Source organism: Pontibacter cellulosilyticus, from assembly GCF_014306105.1.
Classification (GTDB): Bacteria; Bacteroidota; Bacteroidia; order Cytophagales; family Hymenobacteraceae; genus Pontibacter; species Pontibacter cellulosilyticus.
This window is the reverse complement of sequence record NZ_JACRVF010000001.1, coordinates 1,277,375-1,294,762: the sequence shown is the minus strand read 5'-3', so window position 1 is coordinate 1,294,762 and position 17,388 is coordinate 1,277,375. Positions and strand designations below refer to the sequence as shown.

Sequence of the window (17,388 nt, the reverse complement as noted above, 5' to 3'; positions counted from 1 at the left end):
AAATGTATAAGAACGTTTTACAAGCCATAGACGGCATCGAAATATATCCGCTGATCTCATTTGGCATTTTCTTTCTGTTCTTCCTGGGGCTGATCGTGTATGTGGCCCTCATGGACAAAAAGCATGTGCAGGATATGAGCTATGTAGCCTGCGGTAACGAAGATGAGAACACTACAAGGGAAGGAGTAAGACAATGATCTCTTTAAAAAATGTTTTCCGTAAGAGCAGCCTTGCCCTGGTGGCAGGCTTGCTACTGGTTAGCTCTCCGGCTGTTCAGGCGCAAGATGCCGTTGCAGGCAAAGCCATATTTGAAGGCAACTGCCAGACCTGCCACAGTATAGATGCTGATGTGGTAGGCCCTGCCCTGAAAGATGTGCATAAGCGCAGAGGCGATGAGTGGCTGGTGAAGTTTATCAAGAACTCGCAGGAACTGGTACAGGCTGGTGATAAGGATGCTGTGGCAGTTTATGAGAAGTTCAATAAAATACCCATGCCTGCCTTTGGTAGCTCACTTTCAGACGAGGATGTTGCCAACGTAATAGCCTACATTAAAGCCGAGAGTGATAAGCCTGCTGTGGCTGTTGTAGCAGAGCCTGCCACACCTGCCACCGATGCAAACGCAGAAGCTGTTGTAGTGGAAGAAGAAGTAGCATTTATGGATTTACCGCCAGTACTGCTCTTTACGTTTGGTTTAGCGGCCGTGATCATACTGCTGACTATCCTGGTGCTAGTGATGCTGTTCCGCATCTTTGTGCCTATGCTGGGCGATTCTATCTACGATGAGGATTTCCGTGAGTCATTGGCAGGCAGAGTGCTGTTCCTGATGCGAGGCGATGCAACGTTAATGACTGGTGTAGCAAAAGACCATATTCACTCCGACCATGACTTTGATGGTATACAGGAGTATGACAACGACCTGCCACCTTGGTGGAAAATGATGTTCTATGTTACCATTGTGTTTGGTATAGGCTATATGCTGCACTTCCACGTGTTCCGCACAGGTGCGCTACAGGAAGAAGAGTATGAAATGGAGATGCAGCAGGCTGCATTGTTTGCTGCAAAGAACGCCGATGATCCGAATGCTGTAACCAACTACGAAGTATTGTCGGATGCGGCGGCACTGGAGTCTGGTAAGTCAATTTACACTACAAACTGTGCTGCTTGTCACGGTCCGGAAGGACAGGGTACGGTGGGGCCGAACCTGACGGATGAGTATTGGTTGCACGGTGGCGATGTGAACGACATCTTTAAGACTGTGAAGTTTGGTGTACCAGCTAAGGGCATGGTGCCTTGGCAGGGTAAATTAACCAAAGATCAGATCCTGGAGGTATCCAGTTATATCCTGAGCATACAGGGGACAAACCCAGCCAACGCAAAAGAGCCGCAGGGCGAAAAGATGTAAGCATAATAAAACTATGATTAAGAAAAAGTTGCAGGTGCCACGACACCTGCAACTTTTTTGTTTATAGCTATCTCTATGCCCTTATTCCGAGAACTTTCAGGATGCAGGCAAACACAAAGCCCCTTGGCGTAATAATCTATACTTATTTTCAAAGTGGCGGGTAGCCACCCTGTTCCACACACTCGCCAGAGGCTTACGGGGACAGACATTCTGAATTTAGCTGCAGCTATTGACAAAGATCAGCAGCAAAGATGACCTGCGTCATCTTTTTGCAAAGGGCAAATGATGAATTTTGTGCTTGCAGATCAAAGTGATCTCTACTAAGTAACTTTTCATTTTTAAAACAGGCAGGAGTAATATCCGCACAAATTATCACTGCCATGGCAAGTAAAATCCAAACGGCCCCGGACGAATTTCGGGACCATATCTCTACGGTTGATGAAGAGGGTAAACGCTTATGGGTGTACCCAAGAAAGCCGAAGGGAAAACTCTACAACTACCGCAAATATGTAAGCTACCTATTGCTGGCTATACTGTTTGCCGGTCCTTTTATCAAGATAAACGGCCTGCCGCTGCTCATGCTAAATGTAGTGGAGCGCAAGTTCGTGATCTTCGGTGTATTGTTCTGGCCCCAGGACTTCTTCCTGCTGGTGCTGGCCTTTCTTACACTTGTTGTCTTTATCATACTTTTCACGGTGGTATACGGCCGTATCTTCTGTGGCTGGATATGTCCGCAGACGATATTCTTGGAGATGGTTTTCCGCAGGATAGAGTATGCCATCGAAGGCGACTACAACAAACAGAAAGCCTTGGACAAGATGCCCTGGAATACGGAGAAGATCCTGAAGAAAGGCTCAAAGATCACCATCTTCCTGCTGATTTCCTTTTTGATCTCAAACCTATTCCTGGCTTATATCATAGGGATAGATGAATTGCAAAAGATCATCTCTGAAGGTCCGGTGGAGCACAAAGCCGGCTTCGTGGCACTGCTGCTATTTACAGGTGCTTTTTTCTGGGTATTTTCTTGGTTCCGGGAGCAGGTGTGTACCATCGTTTGCCCGTACGGCCGCTTACAAGGCGTTATGCAGGACAAGAAAACAGTAGTAGTAGCCTATGACTACAACCGTGGCGAACCGCGCGCAAAACTGCGCAAGAACCAGGAACGCACCGAAGGCGACTGCATCGACTGCTACCAATGTGTGCAGGTTTGCCCGACTGGCATCGATATCCGCAACAGTGCACAGCAGCTGGAGTGTATCAACTGCACTGCCTGTATCGATGCCTGCAACGACATCATGCGCATGATCGAAAAGCCGGAAGGCCTGATCCGCTACGAGTCTGAACAAGCGCTTGAAACGGGTAAAAAGTGGACGTTCTTCACACCTCGGGTAATGGGCTACACTGCAGTGTTGGTTATACTATTAACGGCACTCACAGCGCTGCTTATAACCCGCGACGAAGCCGAAGCAACTATACTTCGTACGCCGGGGCAGTTGTACCAGAAAACGGCGCAGGGGCACATCAAGAACCTGTACAACATTTCTGTCATCAACAAAACAAACCACGATATGCCGCTTACCCTGAAGCTGATGGACAAGGAAGGGAAGATCAAGGTGATAGGCAATGAGTTAATACTTCCAGCGCAGGGGATAGCCGAAGGTGTGTTCTTTACCGAGATCGCAAAGGAGCAACTGACAAGTATGAACTCAGAAATAGAGATAGGGGTGTTCCATGGTGATGAACTGATCACGACAACGGAAACCAAGTTTCTGGGGCCAGCCAAATAAAGTATAAACTGTCTTCCCGGCGATAGGAGAGAACTAAGAATAATTCTAAGAATATGTCTCTCCAGGCTCTAAATGACAAGCAAAGTATAAAAGACATTTAAGATGAAAACCGCACAAGAAAATAAAAGCTTCACCCTGTGGCCTTATGCCATTGTAGTGGCTATCGTGTTGTTCATGGCTTACATCGCCATGTTCGTGTATAAGGCCATGCAGCAGGATGTAGACCTGGTAAGCAAAGATTACTATGAGCAGGAAATCAAGTACCAGGACCAGATTGATAAAGTGAAGCGCACGCAGGCTTTAGGCGATGTGATGCTGGATTACAAAGCCGATGCAGATGCTATCTTATTGCAGATGCCTGCCACATACAAAGACAAGAACCTTACCGGTACAATTACACTCTTCCGCCCGTCAGATGACAAAATGGACAAGGAGCTGTCGTTACAGCTTGGGCGTGACCAAAGCCAGTTGCTGGAGACAAACGACCTGGAGAGTGGCGTATGGAAAGTTCGTGTAAACTTCAGCGATGGCGAAGAATTCTATTATACCGAAAAGACAGTACAAATAAAGTAGCCATGATCTGGGCTGGATTTATTTTTGGGTTAGTTGGTAGTTTCCACTGTGTCGGGATGTGCGGCCCTATAGCAATGGCGCTACCCTTTGTCGGGAGTTCCGGCTGGCGTTACTACGCCGGCCGGCTCCTGTACAACAGCGGCCGTATTGTAACATACGCAATATTAGGCGCACTGGCAGGGGCCTTCGGAGAAACACTTCAGATGGCCGGATTGCAGCAAACTGTATCCATCATATCGGGTGTGCTTATACTGCTGCTGCTGGTTTTGCCTGCAACTCTAAAAGCCAAATCAGTAAGTATACTTGGTACTGATAAACTGATGAGCTGGGTAAGGCAAAAGCTGGGTTACTACTTCCAGAAAAACTCTCTTGGCTCACTGTTTATGGTAGGCCTTTTAAATGGACTGTTGCCTTGCGGCTTTGTATACATTGCACTGGCCGGGGCTATCAGCGCACCGAGTGTAGGAGGAGCTATGCTTTACATGGCTTTGTTTGGGCTGGGCACGTTTCCGCTCATGTTCCTGGTGTCTCTTTCAGGTAAGCTGATCAGCCTTAAAATGCGCAGCATGTTTAACAGGGCAGTGCCTTATATAGGCATGTCGCTGGCTGTGCTTTTCATTGTTCGCGGACTTGGTTTGGGAATTCCCTACCTGAGCCCGAAAGTAATTGAGACCACAACGCACAAAACAGAGATGAGCTGCTGCAAAAAGCCTGCAGTAGCGAAGACAGAGTAAAATTTAAACTGATTTATCATACAACCTATACCTTCACCATTACTAAACTATGTGTAAGAATGTAACCATTAAACGTGTGCTGGTGCCCGTGCAGTTTGACAAGGCGAGTAAGAAATTACTGCGCTACGCATGGCACCTTGCCAACACTTTGGGAGCAGAGCTACTGCTGCTCCACACCAGCCAGACACCGGACCTGACCTTTACGCAGCAAAGCCGCAACATCCACCAGCTAAGATCTTTTGGGGAAAGTATACTTAGCCAGGAGCAGAAGCCAACTGCGAAACTGGTGCCTTATGAGTGTGTGGTGCGACCAGGATTTCTGCGCGATTGCGTTGCCGATGTGGTAAAACAAAATGCTGTGGATATGGTACTCATGGAAACATGCGTGCTGCACCAGGAAGATAACCTGAATGATCCGAACAACGCCGCCGCAATTATAGAGTTGGTAAGTTGCCCGGTGATGGTAATGCCTTGCACCGTAACATACAAAAAACTGGAGACACTTGTGTTTGCCACCGACTTTACCGACCAGGAAGACCATGTGTTGCAGCAGATCGTTGGATTTGCAGAGCAGGCAGAGGCGAACCTGAAACTGGTGCAGATTTACACCAAAGAAGAGCGGGAGCAACTAAGCAATTACAAAGCTGCCATGCGCGCTATCGAAAAGAAACTGCACGGTAAAAAAGTAAAGCTGGGTTTACTAGAAGAAGAAGATATGCTGGAGGGCATCAGTGACTATGCCGAAAAATCATCTGCTAACATGCTTATACTTGCCACGCAGGATAATTTCCTGTTAAAGCGATTGTTCAGCAGCAACTACATCAAAACGATGGCTTATCATACACGCTACCCTATACTTACATTCAGGCAGCAGAAGAAAAAGCCATGTTCAGGGTGCTGTGCTAATTGCACAAGCAAGCAGGCGACACAACTGTCAATGATTGCCAATATTACTGGCATAGAGAATAGCTAATAGAAAAATTACCATACTTACCTGCATCAGTTGCAGGCAGGTTGGTGCAGGAGTAAAATGAGGCATGGCAGGTGCCTTTGTATACAGCTAAACAACCTCTGCTAAAGCAGCTGAAGACCAGCCAAGGGAGTTGAACTGGCTGGTAAGTTGTTGTTTGAATGCTGCTGCGTTTACAGGGTATAAACTAGGAACAGATACGACAGGTAAACCGTCGTAAAATGTTACTGAAGTGTGGGCGCTTTTAGGCAGGTGCTGCGCACATACAATGGCAAAATCAGCTTTGATAAGCTTAGCAATATCAATGGCATCATTTGCATCGGTAGCAGGTTTCATAAGACGCGTTACAGACACCCCTGTTCGCTTTTGTAGCTTTCTGGCGAGTTGGTCCAGCATTGTCTGCACATACCTTTCGCTGTTGGTGTCTTCTTCGTGTTCTTCGTTTGTCGGTGCATCTGCTCGGTATACATGAAAAAGTATAAGCCTTGCCCCGGCAAGCTGTGCCAGCTCTGCAGTACACTGCGCAACACGCTCGGCACTTTTAGAAAAGTCTGTGGACACAAGTATATTCGTCATGATTTTATGCCTGTTATTTACCCTTTGCTCCTAAACCAACATGCTTTAAAGCAACATAAATGGCAATATGTACTGGTACAGCAGGGATGTTTTGATAACGTAAAATTAAGCTGCCGCCACAAGTAACGTTATGACAATGAGCATCCTTGCAGGTGATATTTATCATGAAGAGAGAATATCCGATTGTTCTTTAGCAATTAAATTGCGAAGTAGTTATTTTTAAGAAAATTACTGAACGTTTGAAAGATACGGTAGATAAACAAGAACATAGCCTTGATAACAGCACAAGGTTAAAAGCGATCATTGACACTGCTATTGACGGTATCATTACCATCGATAGCAAAGGTATCATTGAAACTGTGAACCCTGCTGCTGCGCGTATATTTGGCTATTTGCCCGAAGAAATAATCGGAAAAAATGTAAAGATATTAATGCCAGAGCCGGACCGTGGCAACCATGATGGGTATATAGAAAATTATCACCGAACAGGTGTGGGGCAGATTATTGGCAAAGGCCGCGAAGTGCTTGGTATGAAGAAGGACGGCACTGTCTTCCCTTTCCTGTTAAGTATAAGTGAAGTGAATCTGCACGACAAGCAGATCTTTACCGGTATCGTACATGATATCTCTGAGCTTAAAAAAGCCGAGGCAGCTTTACGCGAGAGCGAAAACAAAATAAACTCTATCATACAGGGCGCAGTGGATGGTATCATCACAATCGATACGCGCGGTATGATTGAAATGGTAAATCCCTCGGCTGCTAAATTGTTTGGCTATAATGCAGAGGAGCTGCTTGGCAAAAGTATAAACACGTTAATGCCCGAGCCTGACCGCAGCCTGCACGACAGCTACATGCACCACTATCACGTAACAGGCGAGAAGCGCATTATCGGTATTGGTCGCGAGGTAACAGGTATGCGAAAAGAGGGTACCATTTTTCCGTTTTATCTAAGCATAAGCGAAGTACAGTTGTCAGAGCGTAAAGTATACACTGGCTTCGTGCATGATATTACAAGACAGAAACTAACCGAAGAAAGACTGCGCCGCTACGCTGCCGAGCTGGAGCGAAGCAACCGCGAACTTCAGGACTTCGCTTATGTATCGTCGCATGACCTGCAGGAGCCGCTGCGTAAAATACAGGCCTTCGGCGACAGGCTGCTGACAAAAGAGTATGATAACCTGAGCGAGCAGGGTAAAGATTACGTGGACCGTATGTTGAATGCTGCCTCCAGAATGCAAAACCTGATTAATGACCTGCTGGGCTTCTCTAGGGTTACGTCTAAGACGAAGCCATTTGTGAAGGTAAGTTTGGATGATATACTGACAGACGTAATATCGGACCTGGAGGTATCTATTGAGCAGACAAATACCAAAATCATCCGCTCACCGCTGCCGGAGATTGAGGCTGAGCCAACGCAAATGCGACAGCTATTCCAGAATCTGCTGAGCAATGCGATTAAGTTCAGGAAGGAAAACGAAAGCCCGATCATCAACATCTACGCAAAAAACCTTCAGCGCAAGGCACACCTTACGGCCACTCCAGGCGATGAAGTAACTGAGGTGTATGTAGAGGACAATGGTATCGGGTTTGATGAAAAATACCTGGACAGGATCTTCAATATCTTTCAGCGCCTTGAAGGGCAAAAGTATGAAGGTTCAGGTATTGGCCTTGCCGTTTGCCGGAAGATCGCCATCAGGCACGGAGGCGATATTACGGCTCAAAGTCAGCCGGGTATCGGCACACGGTTTATCATCACACTTGCAATAAAACATCCAGAGGAATAACGCATATCTTATGTCTGAAAAAAGATCAATAATCATACTGATTGCCGACGACGACGCAGAAGATCGTATGCTGGTTAGGGATGCGCTGGAAGAAAGCCGCCTCAAGAACAGCGTTCATTTTGTAGAGAACGGGGAGGAACTGATGGATTACCTGCACCACCGTGGCAAATATGCTAATTCGGATGAGTATCCAACGCCGGGGCTTATACTTCTGGACCTGAACATGCCCAAAAAAGATGGCCGCGAAGCACTTAAGGAAATCAAAGCCGATGACCGCCTGAAGCTTATACCTGTGGTGGTGCTTACTACCTCCAAGGCCGAAGAAGACATACTCAGGACTTATGACCTTGGTGTTAGCTCATTTATCACTAAGCCAGTAACTTTTACGTCGCTGGTAGATGTAATGAAAACCCTGAGCAAGTACTGGTTTGAAATTGTTGAACTGCCTAAGTTATAGATAGTTTATAGACACCATGCCTGATAAGATCCGCATACTGCTGGTTGACGATGACGAGGATGATTACATCATTACCAGAGATATTATTGAAGATATTCCAGGGCGCAACTATGTGCTTGAATGGACGGGCTCGTTTAACAAGGCACTGGAGATTATTGCGGAGCGTAGGCACAGCATTTACCTGGTAGATTACCGCCTTGGCGCACATGATGGGCTGGAGCTGATAAAGGAAGCAATCAGCCAGGGGTGTTCAGCGCCATTCATACTTTTAACCGGGCAAAGCGACCGTGAAACCGACGAAAAGGCAATGCGCGCCGGAGCCATGGATTACCTTGTAAAAGGCACGATCAGCCCGAATGAATTGGAACGCTCAATCAGGTATAGTATTGAACACGCTAAAAGTCTTGCCGTTATTCAGCGCCTGAATTCTGAGCTGGAGCAGCGCGTAAAAGAGCGTACGCAGGAGCTGGGTAGAGCCATAAAAAAGCTGGAGCAGACAAATAGGAGCCTTTACGAAGCAGAGCAGGAAGTGCGTAAAGCCTTACAAAAAGAGAAAGAGCTGCACGAGCTAAAGTCAAGGTTTGTAACTATCGCTTCTCATGAGTTCCGAACGCCTTTGAGTACAGTGTTGTCATCTGCATCGCTTATCAGTAAGTATAAAACAGCCGACGACGACGAGAAACGCATCAAACACGTGGACCGCATAAAGTCCGCAGTGAGTAACCTTACCAGCATCCTCAACGACTTTTTATCGATCAGCCGCATTGAGGAGGGAAAGATTTATAATGTACCTACCACTTTTGATCTGGAAGCTTTTGCAGCAGAGGTGGCAGATGAGGCGCAAGGGGTTTTGAAACTTGGTCAGAAGATTAAGTATAAGCACCTGCGCAATGATAGCACCGTACTTTTGGACAAGCAGCTACTCAAGAACATTCTGTTTAACCTGCTGTCTAATGCAAGTAAATACTCTGCCGAATATAAGGAGATTAACTTTACTACATCTCTGGATGGCAACACCATCAAAATTGTGGTGGAAGACCAGGGGATAGGAATTCCAGATGCAGACAAAACGCATTTGTTTACGCCATTTTTCAGGGCACAAAATGTGACCAATATTCAAGGTACCGGGCTTGGCCTTAACATTGTAAAAAAATATGTAGACATTATGGGTGGCGAACTGGACTACGAGAGCGAACTAGACAAGGGCACAACCTTTACTGTAACGTTACCACAAGAATAATTCTAAGTTTATACTTTACTGTGGCTTAAGGCAGAATAGATACACTGCTGTGGCCAGACACATAAACAATAACTGGAAATCAGATGAAAAAAATATTGTTGATAGAGGATAACCACGAGATACGTGAAAACATATCTGAAATTCTTACGCTGGCCAATTACGAAATATTGGAGGCTGAGAACGGTAAAGTTGGTGTAGACCTTGCTAAGCGAGAACTGCCTGACCTGATCATCTGTGATATCATGATGCCACAACTGGACGGTTATGGTGTATTGCGTATGCTGAGCGGCAATACCTCCACGGCAAGTATACCGTTCATTTTCCTGACAGCTAAATCAGAGAAAGAGGACTTTAGAAAAGGCATGAACCTGGGTGCCGACGACTACCTAATCAAACCCTTCGATGACCTTGAGCTGCTGGATGCGGTAGAGATGCGCTTGAAAAAGAATGAAAGCCTGAAAGCAGGCTTCCAGAAAAACGCTGAAGGACTTAGCGATTTTCTGCAAGAGGCTAAAGGGCAGGAGAACCTCGAGAAACTTACCTCGGATAAGCACAAGCTACAGCATTACAAGAAAAAACAAACTCTGTTTCTGGAAGGAAACTATCCTAACGCGTTGTACTTCTTAAACAAGGGTAAGGTTAAAACCTACAAATCAAATGAGGAAGGCCGCGAGTACATTACAAACCTGTACAAGGCCGGTGATTTTATAGGGTACCTCGACCTGATAGAGGATAAGGCCTACCGTGAGTCTGCTGCTGTAATGGAGGATTCTGAGATTTATGTAATTTCAAAGGAAGACTTTTTCCTGCTATTGCACAACAACCGTTTAGTGGCCAACCAGTTTATTAAAATATTGTCTGATAACCTGGCAGATAGGGAAGAGCGCCTGTTAAAGCTGGCTTATAACTCGGTAAGAAAAAGAGTGGCAGAGGCATTGCTGTTTGTAGAGAAGCAGTATGTCGGAGTCCCGGATCAGGCTGCAACACAGGTATCCATTTCCCGCGAAGATCTGGCAAGTATAGTAGGAGCTTCTAAAGAGACTGTCATCCGTACACTGGCAGATTTTAAAGATGAGAACCTGATCAAAAGCCAGGGAAGTAAAATCACCATCATCAATAGCGAAAAGCTCCGGAAAATGCGCAACTAGAACCATCGATTAAAGGGGCAGATTGAAACAGATTCTTTCTGATACATAAGTATAAACTGCAGCTGTCTCATTAGAGGCGGCTGTTGTTGTTTTACAGCTATTGTGGCCCAACCACCCCACCTGCGCAAGATCATCTCCAAAAGTGACTTAAGTCATGTTTTTAACCTCCTTATTTGCCGAATTTTGTATCTGTTAAACTGAAAAGAAAGATGCAAGGCAAGTTCAGAGCACTAACGTTATCCTACAAAAACGCACCTATAGCTGTTAGAGAGGCAGTAGCCCTTAACGAGATTGGCTGCCGAAACCTGCTGGATAAAGTGAAGGAGTTTACAACATGTTCAGAGGCAATGGTGCTGTCTACCTGCAACCGCACAGAGGTGTATTATGTTGCTGAGAAGGAGCATACAAATGAGCTGATAAAACTTATTGCCCTTGAAAAAGGCTTTGTTGCCACTAAAAAGATACGCCCATACTTTAAAGCGCTAAATAACCAGGAGGAGGCTATGACGCACCTGTTCAGGGTGGCACTTGGGCTAGAGTCGCAGGTGGTGGGAGATGTGCAGATTTTAAACCAGGTCAAGAATGCTTACCAGTGGGCCATTGAGTCTAATGCGGTGGGATCTTTTCTGCACCGATTGCTTCACTCAGTTTTCAACGCAAACAAACAAGCAGTTAACAGCACTAACTTCCGCGACGGCGCTGCCTCTGTATCGTACGCCACCGTGGAGATGGTGGAGGAACTGACGGCACATATCGAAGAACCACGCGTGCTGCTTATTGGGGTGGGTGACATTGGACGCGATGTGTGCCTGAACTTTCAGAAGTCGCGCATCAGCCACATTACCATTGTAAACAGAACACACCACAAAGCTGTGGAGCTGGCCCAAAGAGTGGGAGCAAGCACAGCTTACTGGGAGAATGTGTGGCAAGAAATGGATAAAGCGGATGTGGTGATAAGCAGCGTGCCCGGCGATTGCTTCTTCATCTCTGAAGATAAAATTAAAAACACAGTTGCTGCCGGCCGAGAAAGAATCTTCCTAGACCTGTCGATGCCCCGAAGTATAGATGTGGTGCTGGAGAACATTCCTGGTGTGGCCGTTTATAACATCGATGCCATCCACAACCGCACAACCGAGGCTTTAGCATTACGCTTGGCGTCTATCCCGGCGGTGGAGCAGATTGTGGCAGAGGCAATAGCGGAATTTCAGACCTGGGTAAACGACCATGCTTTTACCCCGATCATTCAGCAGTTTAAAAACCACTTGGAGCAGATAAGGCAGCAGGAGTTAGCGCGGTACGTTAAAAAGCTGAACCCCGAGGAAGCACAGTTGGTGGAGGCAGTTACGCAAAGTATGCTGAACAAGATCATAAAGCTGCCAGCCGTTGAGCTGAAAGCAGCCTGCCAGAGAGGCAACATTTCCGAATTAAGCGAAAGCCTGGTAGCACTGTTTAACCTGGAAAAGGAAACCTGCCCGAAGAGCTAGTATAAAAATATTAAAGGTGGAAAGACGGAAGCCTGTACGTTGGAAACGATGTATGGGCTTTTCCTTTTGTACCTGATCTAAGTATAAAACTGCGTTAAAAGTTTAGCAGGTTGAGGTTATACTTTACTTGATTAAGTCTCATACTTGATCTCTGTAACCTCTACTGTTTCCTGATTTCTGCCTAGTTGCAGGGTGGCTTTTTCTCCTTTCTTCAATCCCTGAACAGCGCGTGCTATCGGGGCTACAAAAGCGATCAGTCCTTTTTCCACAGAAGCCTCGTCTACACCTACTATTGTAAAAGTGCGGGTAAAGCCGGATTTGCCACCACTTACAGTTTTGAGGCTTACGGTGGCACCAAAACGAACTTCATCGGCAGGCTGTTCGCGTAGATCTATTACTTTGGCAGAGGATATACGCTGAGTAAGGGCACTAATCTGCCCGTTAAGGATGGTTAAGCGTCGGGTGCGTTCTGCGTCATCGTCGCGGGTGGCTTCTGCCTTTGTTCGTGCAGTCTCCAGTTCTGTCAGCTCTGTGCGCAGTTGCTCCAGTCCATGGGGTGTTACATAGTTGGTAACGCCTGGCGGCAAAGCGGCCCGTGGCGGTATAATCGGCGGCTGTCCCGCGTCGTCTTCTTTTACAAATGCTCTGCTCATAACAATAAGGCATCTATACGGTGCGCCTGCACTACTTCTTCGCAAACAGACCAGGAAAAAATGGTAAAGCGGCCGTCTTGTGATGCGACAAGGGCAAAAGCGTTCCGCTGGTCGTGCACAAACTGTGCGGCAGCCAGGTGTCGGGTGCCGCCGTTGGTTGACGGATGTGCCGTGGTTGCTTCTCCGCCTACAACTGGTTCGGTTATAACAATCTCTTTTACAGACTCATTTCCCTGCAGGCGACCTATTTTGGTGCCAAAGGCAAGCAGCTCATACTTGTCATTTATAACAGTGGCTCCGTCTATGGCAGTTAGCCCTGCAATCAGATCAACTTCTCTGCGGATGGCCTCCTGTATGTACAGTTTATTTTCATCATTCTCTGCTTCGCGCACCAGCTTGGCAAGCACAGAAAAAGCAGGCTGTACCGTATAAAGCATCGGTTGTACCATAGAGTACTGCCAGGAGTCGGAGTCGGCAGGAACCACTAACAGCATGCCTCCGCGTTTATGCGCACGCATCGACACAGCCAATTGCACCAGCACATTGTAGTTGTTGTTTAATGTGATAGAAGGCCTGAACCTGAGCAACGAAGTAAGCACAGAAGGGCAGTCAGGAATATGAGCCGCCTGCTCATCAACTAGCTTTACTTCATCCCCTTTCAAAACAGCCACATTCGCAAACTTACCAAACCCGTCAGTGCGGCGGTGCTTTATCACCAGCAAACCCGGCTCCGACACATCCACTACCATGCATAAGCTGGGTATAGAGGTGGTGGTGCCCCAGATGTACAGGCTGTTGTCTTCGTGCCACACCCCCAGGTGAATGCCCGGCCGTTCTACGCCAGGGGCAATTTTAGTAAGTATGGCTGAGGCAAGCGGCATACGATTCTCAAAAACCATGGGGTTGGTTAGCTGTTCCGGCGATACGTAGGCTAAAGAGATTTTGGGTGATATACCTTCTTCGTGTCTGAGGCTGGCCCAGAAGGCAGTATCAAGTATAAGCTCGATATGGTCAGCAGGTGGCTCAGGTGCCAGGTCTTCCGACTGGTTTTGCATTTCTGCCTCCAGCAGCTTAGAGAAATGCGCTTCGATGGTGTGTGCAACCAACTGAGCTGCCTGGTATGTGGTGGAGCGGATAGCCTGCATGTTCTTTTGTGTAGCCACAGTGGCTCGGGCATTCAACTATGTTCACCTGTCTTTACGTTGTATCTGTAGCCATGGTGTTAAACGGCATGCACAATTTATAAGCCGGTGTCTGGTATAACTAATGAATTATGCTGCTACCAGACACCGGCTATACTTTAGTTCAGGATTATTTTGCGTTGCAGCGTACCTTCTTTTGTCGTTACCTGCAGCAGGTACATGCCTCTTGGCTGCTTGTTCAGAAGCAATGTTTCTGATACTTTAAGCTGTTGCTTATAAGTTTTGCTGTAGATCACACGGCCGCTTACATCTGTCACCCTGAGTTCTACTTCAGAGCTGGTTGGCAGCTCCATCTCCAAGTATACTTTGCCGTTTGTAGGGTTAGGATAAATGCTAACCGGAAGCTTGAGCTCATCTTTATCTATACTTGTTACAGAGCAGTTGGCAACCACTATAGTTTGCGTGGTACTGGCCTGGCATCCGGCTGCAGAAGTATAGGTATACGTGATGGTATGCGAACCGGGTCCGGCCTCAGCAGGGTAAAACATTCCGTTTACAACTCCCGGACCGGTATAAGTGCCTCCGGCAGGCGAGCCTCCTGTTAGCGCAAAGGCTGCAGCAGACTGGCAGGTTTGCTCAAAAGTGCTCATGCTAACTGACGGCATTGGGCTTACTGTTACTTTTATAGCTTCGCTGGTAGATGAGCAAGAGCCGGAAACAACGCTTCGCCTGAACCAAGTGGTGCTTTGCACTGCACCGGGTTCGTAGTTCTTGCTGTTGGCATTGGCAATGTTAGTAAAATCTGTTCCGTTGGTGCTGCGCTGCCACTGGTAAGTATAGCTGCCCGTTCCGCCTTTAGGTGTTTCACCTACGATAACTGCTGCCCCGGTACCGGTACAAATGGTCTGATCCCTAAAAATGAGGTTATCCGAAATGGTGGATTGCACAGTAATTTCGATAGCAGAAGAAGTGCTGGTACAACTGCCATTAGAGGTACGTAGGGTATAAGCACCGGCTGTATTTGCCAGATAACTGGCAGAGGTAGCGCCGTTAATTTCCGCTCCGTTTCGCAGCCACTGGTAAGCTGTTATGCCTGCACTAGTACCCGCGTTAAGTTGCACACTGCCTCCCTGGCAAAAAATGGTTGCTCCAGCAACATTTATACTTGCGGTTGGCACTGTACTAACGGTGATCTTTGTGGTTTCGCTGGTAGAGGAGCAGGCGCCGGAGGTTACGATGCGTCTAAACCAGGTGGTGGCTTGCAGTACTCCCGGCTCATAGTTTTTGTTCGTGGCCCCGGTTATATTATTAAAATCGGTTCCGTTGCTGCTGCTTTGCCATTGATACACATAAGTGCCTGTTCCGCCGGATGGTGTTTCGCCTGTTAGTACAAATATAGAAGTGCCGGTGCAAACGGTCTGGTTTTGCATGATACTGTTGTTGGCTATAGTCGGAATCACAGAAACCTCGGTAGGGGATGACGTGCGCGTGCAGTTGCCATTTGAGGTGCGAACCGTGTATGCGCCGGCTATACTTGCCGCATAACTGCTTGCAGTGGCTCCACTTATTTCTTGTCCGTTTCTAAACCACTGGTAGCCGCTTATACCTGTTTCTGTATTAGCATTAAGTGTTACACTGCCTCCCTGACAAACTGTTGTAGCGCCGGTGGTAGTTATACTTGCATTCGGTAGAGGGGTAACCGTAACGGTTACCTGTGCAGTGGCGGTACAGCCATCGGCAGTGGTAGCAGTAACAGTATAGGTCGTGGTTTGACCAGGGGATGCCACCGGATTGGCCACTGAGGTACTGCTCAGGCCCGCTGCCGGCGACCAGGAGTAAGAATTGGCGGCAGACGAAGTGCTTGCTTCCAGCCTCACCTCACTACCCTGGCAGACGGTTTTATTCTCGCCGGCGCTTACAGTAAAGCCTGCGCAGTTGGTATACCGTGCGGAAACCAATTGCTGGTCGTTAACCTGTATGCCGGCTATATAAAAGCTTGAAGCAGACATATAATCTAAGGCATGTCCCGTTGAGCGTGCGCCTGCTTCGTTACTGCTGGTTTCTTTCCACAACTCCTCTCCGGTTGTGCTATAGGTAATTATAGTTTCTCTGGCCGGTTCAATAACAGTTGGACTGACATACCAGGCCGGAGGCCTTTGTACAAAATCCCTGGAGCCAATAACAGCCACACTACCATCCGGCGAAAGCCCTAGATCAGTTGGCACCACACGACGTATGTTGCTTGTCTGGGGGATGTACTCGTTGTAGGTGTGATAATACTGCCGCTGTCCGGAGCTGTTAAATGCGGTTATAAAATAATCCCACACATCTCTGTACTTCATCTCTAAGCAAAGCAATGTTACCTGCTCATCTGCACTTAGTACCGCCTTCATATGAGAAGACTCATTGGTGTTGCCTACGGCTTTTACCCAGTCTAAGTCTCCGTTCGGGGTTACCTTGTAAAGTATTGTCTGGTATACGTACAATCCGGAGCGCTGTGTAACCAGGTATATATTTCCGGATGGGGCAACAAGTACCTGGTCCATTCTTTCGTAGTCACTTTGGATTTGTATACTTGACGAGGAATACTCACCGGTAAAAGTTTTGGTACCCGACTGCGTGCTATACTTTACCAGGCGTGCCACATAGTATGGTGAAGTAGGATACCCGGGAAATTCATATAGCGTACCTCCCACATAAAGGCTACCGTTACCGTCTAAGGCCATGACAGTAGGTGAACCTCCTTTCCCATCTGTGCCGATATAATCTTTAGACCAGACAGTGTTGCCGGCTGCATCCAGTTTTTTGATACGCGTTTCTGAGCCAGTGCCTGCGGCTTCAGTTACTATCACATAAACTTCTCCGTTACCGGATACCTCAAAACCCTCTTCCCCGCGTCTATAGCCTATTGGCTTTGTCCAAACCTGCTCACCAGAGGCAGAAAACTTGGCGATAAAAGAGTTGCCTTCCGTATCATTTATCTGGCTATAACCAAGCAAGTATATGTTACCGTTCTTGTCTAACTTGACAGCTGTAGGTGTGTCCCAGATAGAGGCACCGTCGCTGTAGCTTCTGTTCCATATCTTTTGCCCGCTCGGGCTGTATTTAAAAAGAGCAATACGGGTATTTTGATGGGATATACCAGTAAAGGTTGCTGTGATTAGATTATTGTTGTTATCGATGGCCTGATCAAATGCATCATTGTACTCAGCCCCGCTTTTAAGTGGCTGCGTTACCCACGCTTCACTGAACTGGGCAAAAGTGCTGTTGGCAGCCAGTACAAGTAGAAACAGTGAGAATAGTAGTTTGAGGGTTATTCTTGGAGGAAATGCATCAATTTTGCATAAAATGAAACATAGTTGCCTTATTGATGTAGCGTGTAAAGTTTGTGCCATAGCGTAGGTTGTGGTAATTGAATGGGTAAAATCAGCTGATTTA

Annotated in this window: 16 protein-coding genes; 11 read left to right on the top strand and 5 right to left on the bottom strand. The window is 47.1% G+C overall.

Annotation, left to right across the window (positions count from 1 at the left end):
- Positions 1 to 2: 2 nt before the first annotated feature.
- Together H8S84_RS05560 and H8S84_RS05555 are read left to right on the top strand one after the other, a co-directional pair.
- Positions 3 to 197, top strand: a complete 195-nt coding sequence (locus H8S84_RS05560) for a hypothetical protein (protein WP_187066251.1) — start codon at positions 3 to 5, stop codon at positions 195 to 197.
- The gene (locus H8S84_RS05555) at positions 194 to 1,402 is read left to right on the top strand and encodes a c-type cytochrome (RefSeq protein WP_187066250.1); all 1,209 of its coding nucleotides are present in this window, start codon (positions 194 to 196) and stop codon (positions 1,400 to 1,402) included. Before H8S84_RS05560 ends, H8S84_RS05555 begins: the two co-directional genes overlap by 4 nt.
- Positions 1,403 to 1,628: 226 nt before the next feature.
- Here the strand turns inward: H8S84_RS05555 and H8S84_RS05550 are convergent, their stop codons facing one another.
- Positions 1,629 to 1,784: a hypothetical protein gene (locus H8S84_RS05550; RefSeq protein ID WP_187066249.1), complete on the bottom strand. Its 156-nt coding sequence runs from the start codon at positions 1,782 to 1,784 to the stop codon at positions 1,629 to 1,631.
- On the opposite strand from H8S84_RS05550, the gene ccoG reads away from it, so the two are divergent.
- From ccoG to H8S84_RS05530, 4 genes are all read left to right on the top strand, one after another.
- Positions 1,783 to 3,189: a cytochrome c oxidase accessory protein CcoG gene (gene ccoG / locus H8S84_RS05545; RefSeq protein WP_187066248.1), complete on the top strand. Its 1,407-nt coding sequence runs from the start codon at positions 1,783 to 1,785 to the stop codon at positions 3,187 to 3,189. The two genes, H8S84_RS05550 and ccoG, sit on opposite strands and share 2 nt — an antisense overlap.
- A gap of 102 nt (positions 3,190 to 3,291) precedes the next feature.
- Complete coding sequence (locus H8S84_RS05540) at positions 3,292 to 3,762, top strand: FixH family protein (protein WP_187066247.1); 471 nt, start codon at positions 3,292 to 3,294, stop codon at positions 3,760 to 3,762.
- Positions 3,763 to 3,764: 2 nt separating this feature from the next.
- Positions 3,765 to 4,496, top strand: a complete 732-nt coding sequence (locus tag H8S84_RS05535; protein ID WP_187066246.1) for a sulfite exporter TauE/SafE family protein — start codon at positions 3,765 to 3,767, stop codon at positions 4,494 to 4,496.
- A 49-nt stretch (positions 4,497 to 4,545) separates the two neighbouring features.
- Positions 4,546 to 5,469 carry a universal stress protein gene (locus tag H8S84_RS05530; protein ID WP_187066245.1) on the top strand — a complete coding sequence of 308 codons (924 nt, stop codon included), beginning with the start codon at positions 4,546 to 4,548 and terminating at the stop codon, positions 5,467 to 5,469.
- Positions 5,470 to 5,556: 87 nt separating this feature from the next.
- On the opposite strand, the gene H8S84_RS05525 is transcribed toward H8S84_RS05530, so the two are convergent.
- Positions 5,557 to 6,042 (bottom strand): universal stress protein, encoded by a 486-nt coding sequence (locus tag H8S84_RS05525; RefSeq protein ID WP_187066244.1) that lies wholly within the window; start codon positions 6,040 to 6,042, stop codon positions 5,557 to 5,559.
- A 239-nt stretch (positions 6,043 to 6,281) separates the two neighbouring features.
- Here H8S84_RS05525 and H8S84_RS05520 point away from each other — a divergent pair, with 239 nt between their 5' ends.
- The 5 genes from H8S84_RS05520 to hemA all read left to right on the top strand — a co-directional run bounded on the left by H8S84_RS05520 (position 6,282) and on the right by hemA (position 12,155).
- Positions 6,282 to 7,826, top strand: a complete 1,545-nt coding sequence (locus H8S84_RS05520; RefSeq protein WP_187066243.1) for a PAS domain-containing sensor histidine kinase — start codon at positions 6,282 to 6,284, stop codon at positions 7,824 to 7,826.
- Positions 7,827 to 7,836: 10 nt separating this feature from the next.
- Complete coding sequence (locus tag H8S84_RS05515) at positions 7,837 to 8,283, top strand: response regulator (RefSeq protein ID WP_187066242.1); 447 nt, start codon at positions 7,837 to 7,839, stop codon at positions 8,281 to 8,283.
- 16 nt (positions 8,284 to 8,299) lie between these two features.
- Positions 8,300 to 9,523, top strand: coding sequence for an ATP-binding response regulator (locus H8S84_RS05510; RefSeq protein WP_187066241.1), 1,224 nt, complete (start codon positions 8,300 to 8,302; stop codon positions 9,521 to 9,523).
- Positions 9,524 to 9,606: 83 nt separating this feature from the next.
- Positions 9,607 to 10,671: a response regulator gene (locus H8S84_RS05505; protein ID WP_187066240.1), complete on the top strand. Its 1,065-nt coding sequence runs from the start codon at positions 9,607 to 9,609 to the stop codon at positions 10,669 to 10,671.
- 209 nt (positions 10,672 to 10,880) lie between these two features.
- On the top strand, positions 10,881 to 12,155 hold the full coding sequence (gene hemA / locus H8S84_RS05500) for a glutamyl-tRNA reductase (protein WP_187066239.1): 1,275 nt from the start codon (positions 10,881 to 10,883) through the stop codon (positions 12,153 to 12,155).
- Positions 12,156 to 12,286: 131 nt separating this feature from the next.
- Here the strand turns inward: hemA and H8S84_RS05495 are convergent, their stop codons facing one another.
- The 3 genes from H8S84_RS05495 to H8S84_RS05485 form a co-directional block, all read right to left on the bottom strand.
- Complete coding sequence (locus H8S84_RS05495; protein ID WP_187066238.1) at positions 12,287 to 12,808, bottom strand: GreA/GreB family elongation factor; 522 nt, start codon at positions 12,806 to 12,808, stop codon at positions 12,287 to 12,289.
- Positions 12,805 to 13,971, bottom strand: a complete 1,167-nt coding sequence (locus H8S84_RS05490; RefSeq protein ID WP_317175425.1) for a putative sensor domain DACNV-containing protein — start codon at positions 13,969 to 13,971, stop codon at positions 12,805 to 12,807. Before H8S84_RS05490 ends, H8S84_RS05495 begins: the two co-directional genes overlap by 4 nt.
- Positions 13,972 to 14,108: 137 nt before the next feature.
- Positions 14,109 to 17,345 carry a T9SS type A sorting domain-containing protein gene (locus tag H8S84_RS05485; protein WP_187066237.1) on the bottom strand — a complete coding sequence of 1,079 codons (3,237 nt, stop codon included), beginning with the start codon at positions 17,343 to 17,345 and terminating at the stop codon, positions 14,109 to 14,111.
- Between the last annotated feature and the right edge of the window lie 43 nt (positions 17,346 to 17,388).

Coding starts and splice junctions, on each gene's coding strand:
- hemA (WP_187066239.1), top strand. CDS start 10,881: ATGCAAGGCAAGTTCAGAGCACTAACGTTATCCTACAAAAACGCACCT.
- H8S84_RS05505 (WP_187066240.1), top strand. CDS start 9,607: ATGAAAAAAATATTGTTGATAGAGGATAACCACGAGATACGTGAAAAC.
- H8S84_RS05510 (WP_187066241.1), top strand. CDS start 8,300: ATGCCTGATAAGATCCGCATACTGCTGGTTGACGATGACGAGGATGAT.
- H8S84_RS05530 (WP_187066245.1), top strand. CDS start 4,546: ATGTGTAAGAATGTAACCATTAAACGTGTGCTGGTGCCCGTGCAGTTT.
- H8S84_RS05555 (WP_187066250.1), top strand. CDS start 194: ATGATCTCTTTAAAAAATGTTTTCCGTAAGAGCAGCCTTGCCCTGGTG.
- H8S84_RS05525 (WP_187066244.1), bottom strand. CDS start 6,042: ATGACGAATATACTTGTGTCCACAGACTTTTCTAAAAGTGCCGAGCGT.
- H8S84_RS05550 (WP_187066249.1), bottom strand. CDS start 1,784: ATGGCAGTGATAATTTGTGCGGATATTACTCCTGCCTGTTTTAAAAAT.
- H8S84_RS05515 (WP_187066242.1), top strand. CDS start 7,837: ATGTCTGAAAAAAGATCAATAATCATACTGATTGCCGACGACGACGCA.
- H8S84_RS05485 (WP_187066237.1), bottom strand. CDS start 17,345: ATGGCACAAACTTTACACGCTACATCAATAAGGCAACTATGTTTCATT.
- ccoG (WP_187066248.1), top strand. CDS start 1,783: ATGGCAAGTAAAATCCAAACGGCCCCGGACGAATTTCGGGACCATATC.
- H8S84_RS05540 (WP_187066247.1), top strand. CDS start 3,292: ATGAAAACCGCACAAGAAAATAAAAGCTTCACCCTGTGGCCTTATGCC.
- H8S84_RS05495 (WP_187066238.1), bottom strand. CDS start 12,808: ATGAGCAGAGCATTTGTAAAAGAAGACGACGCGGGACAGCCGCCGATT.
- H8S84_RS05560 (WP_187066251.1), top strand. CDS start 3: ATGTATAAGAACGTTTTACAAGCCATAGACGGCATCGAAATATATCCG.
- H8S84_RS05535 (WP_187066246.1), top strand. CDS start 3,765: ATGATCTGGGCTGGATTTATTTTTGGGTTAGTTGGTAGTTTCCACTGT.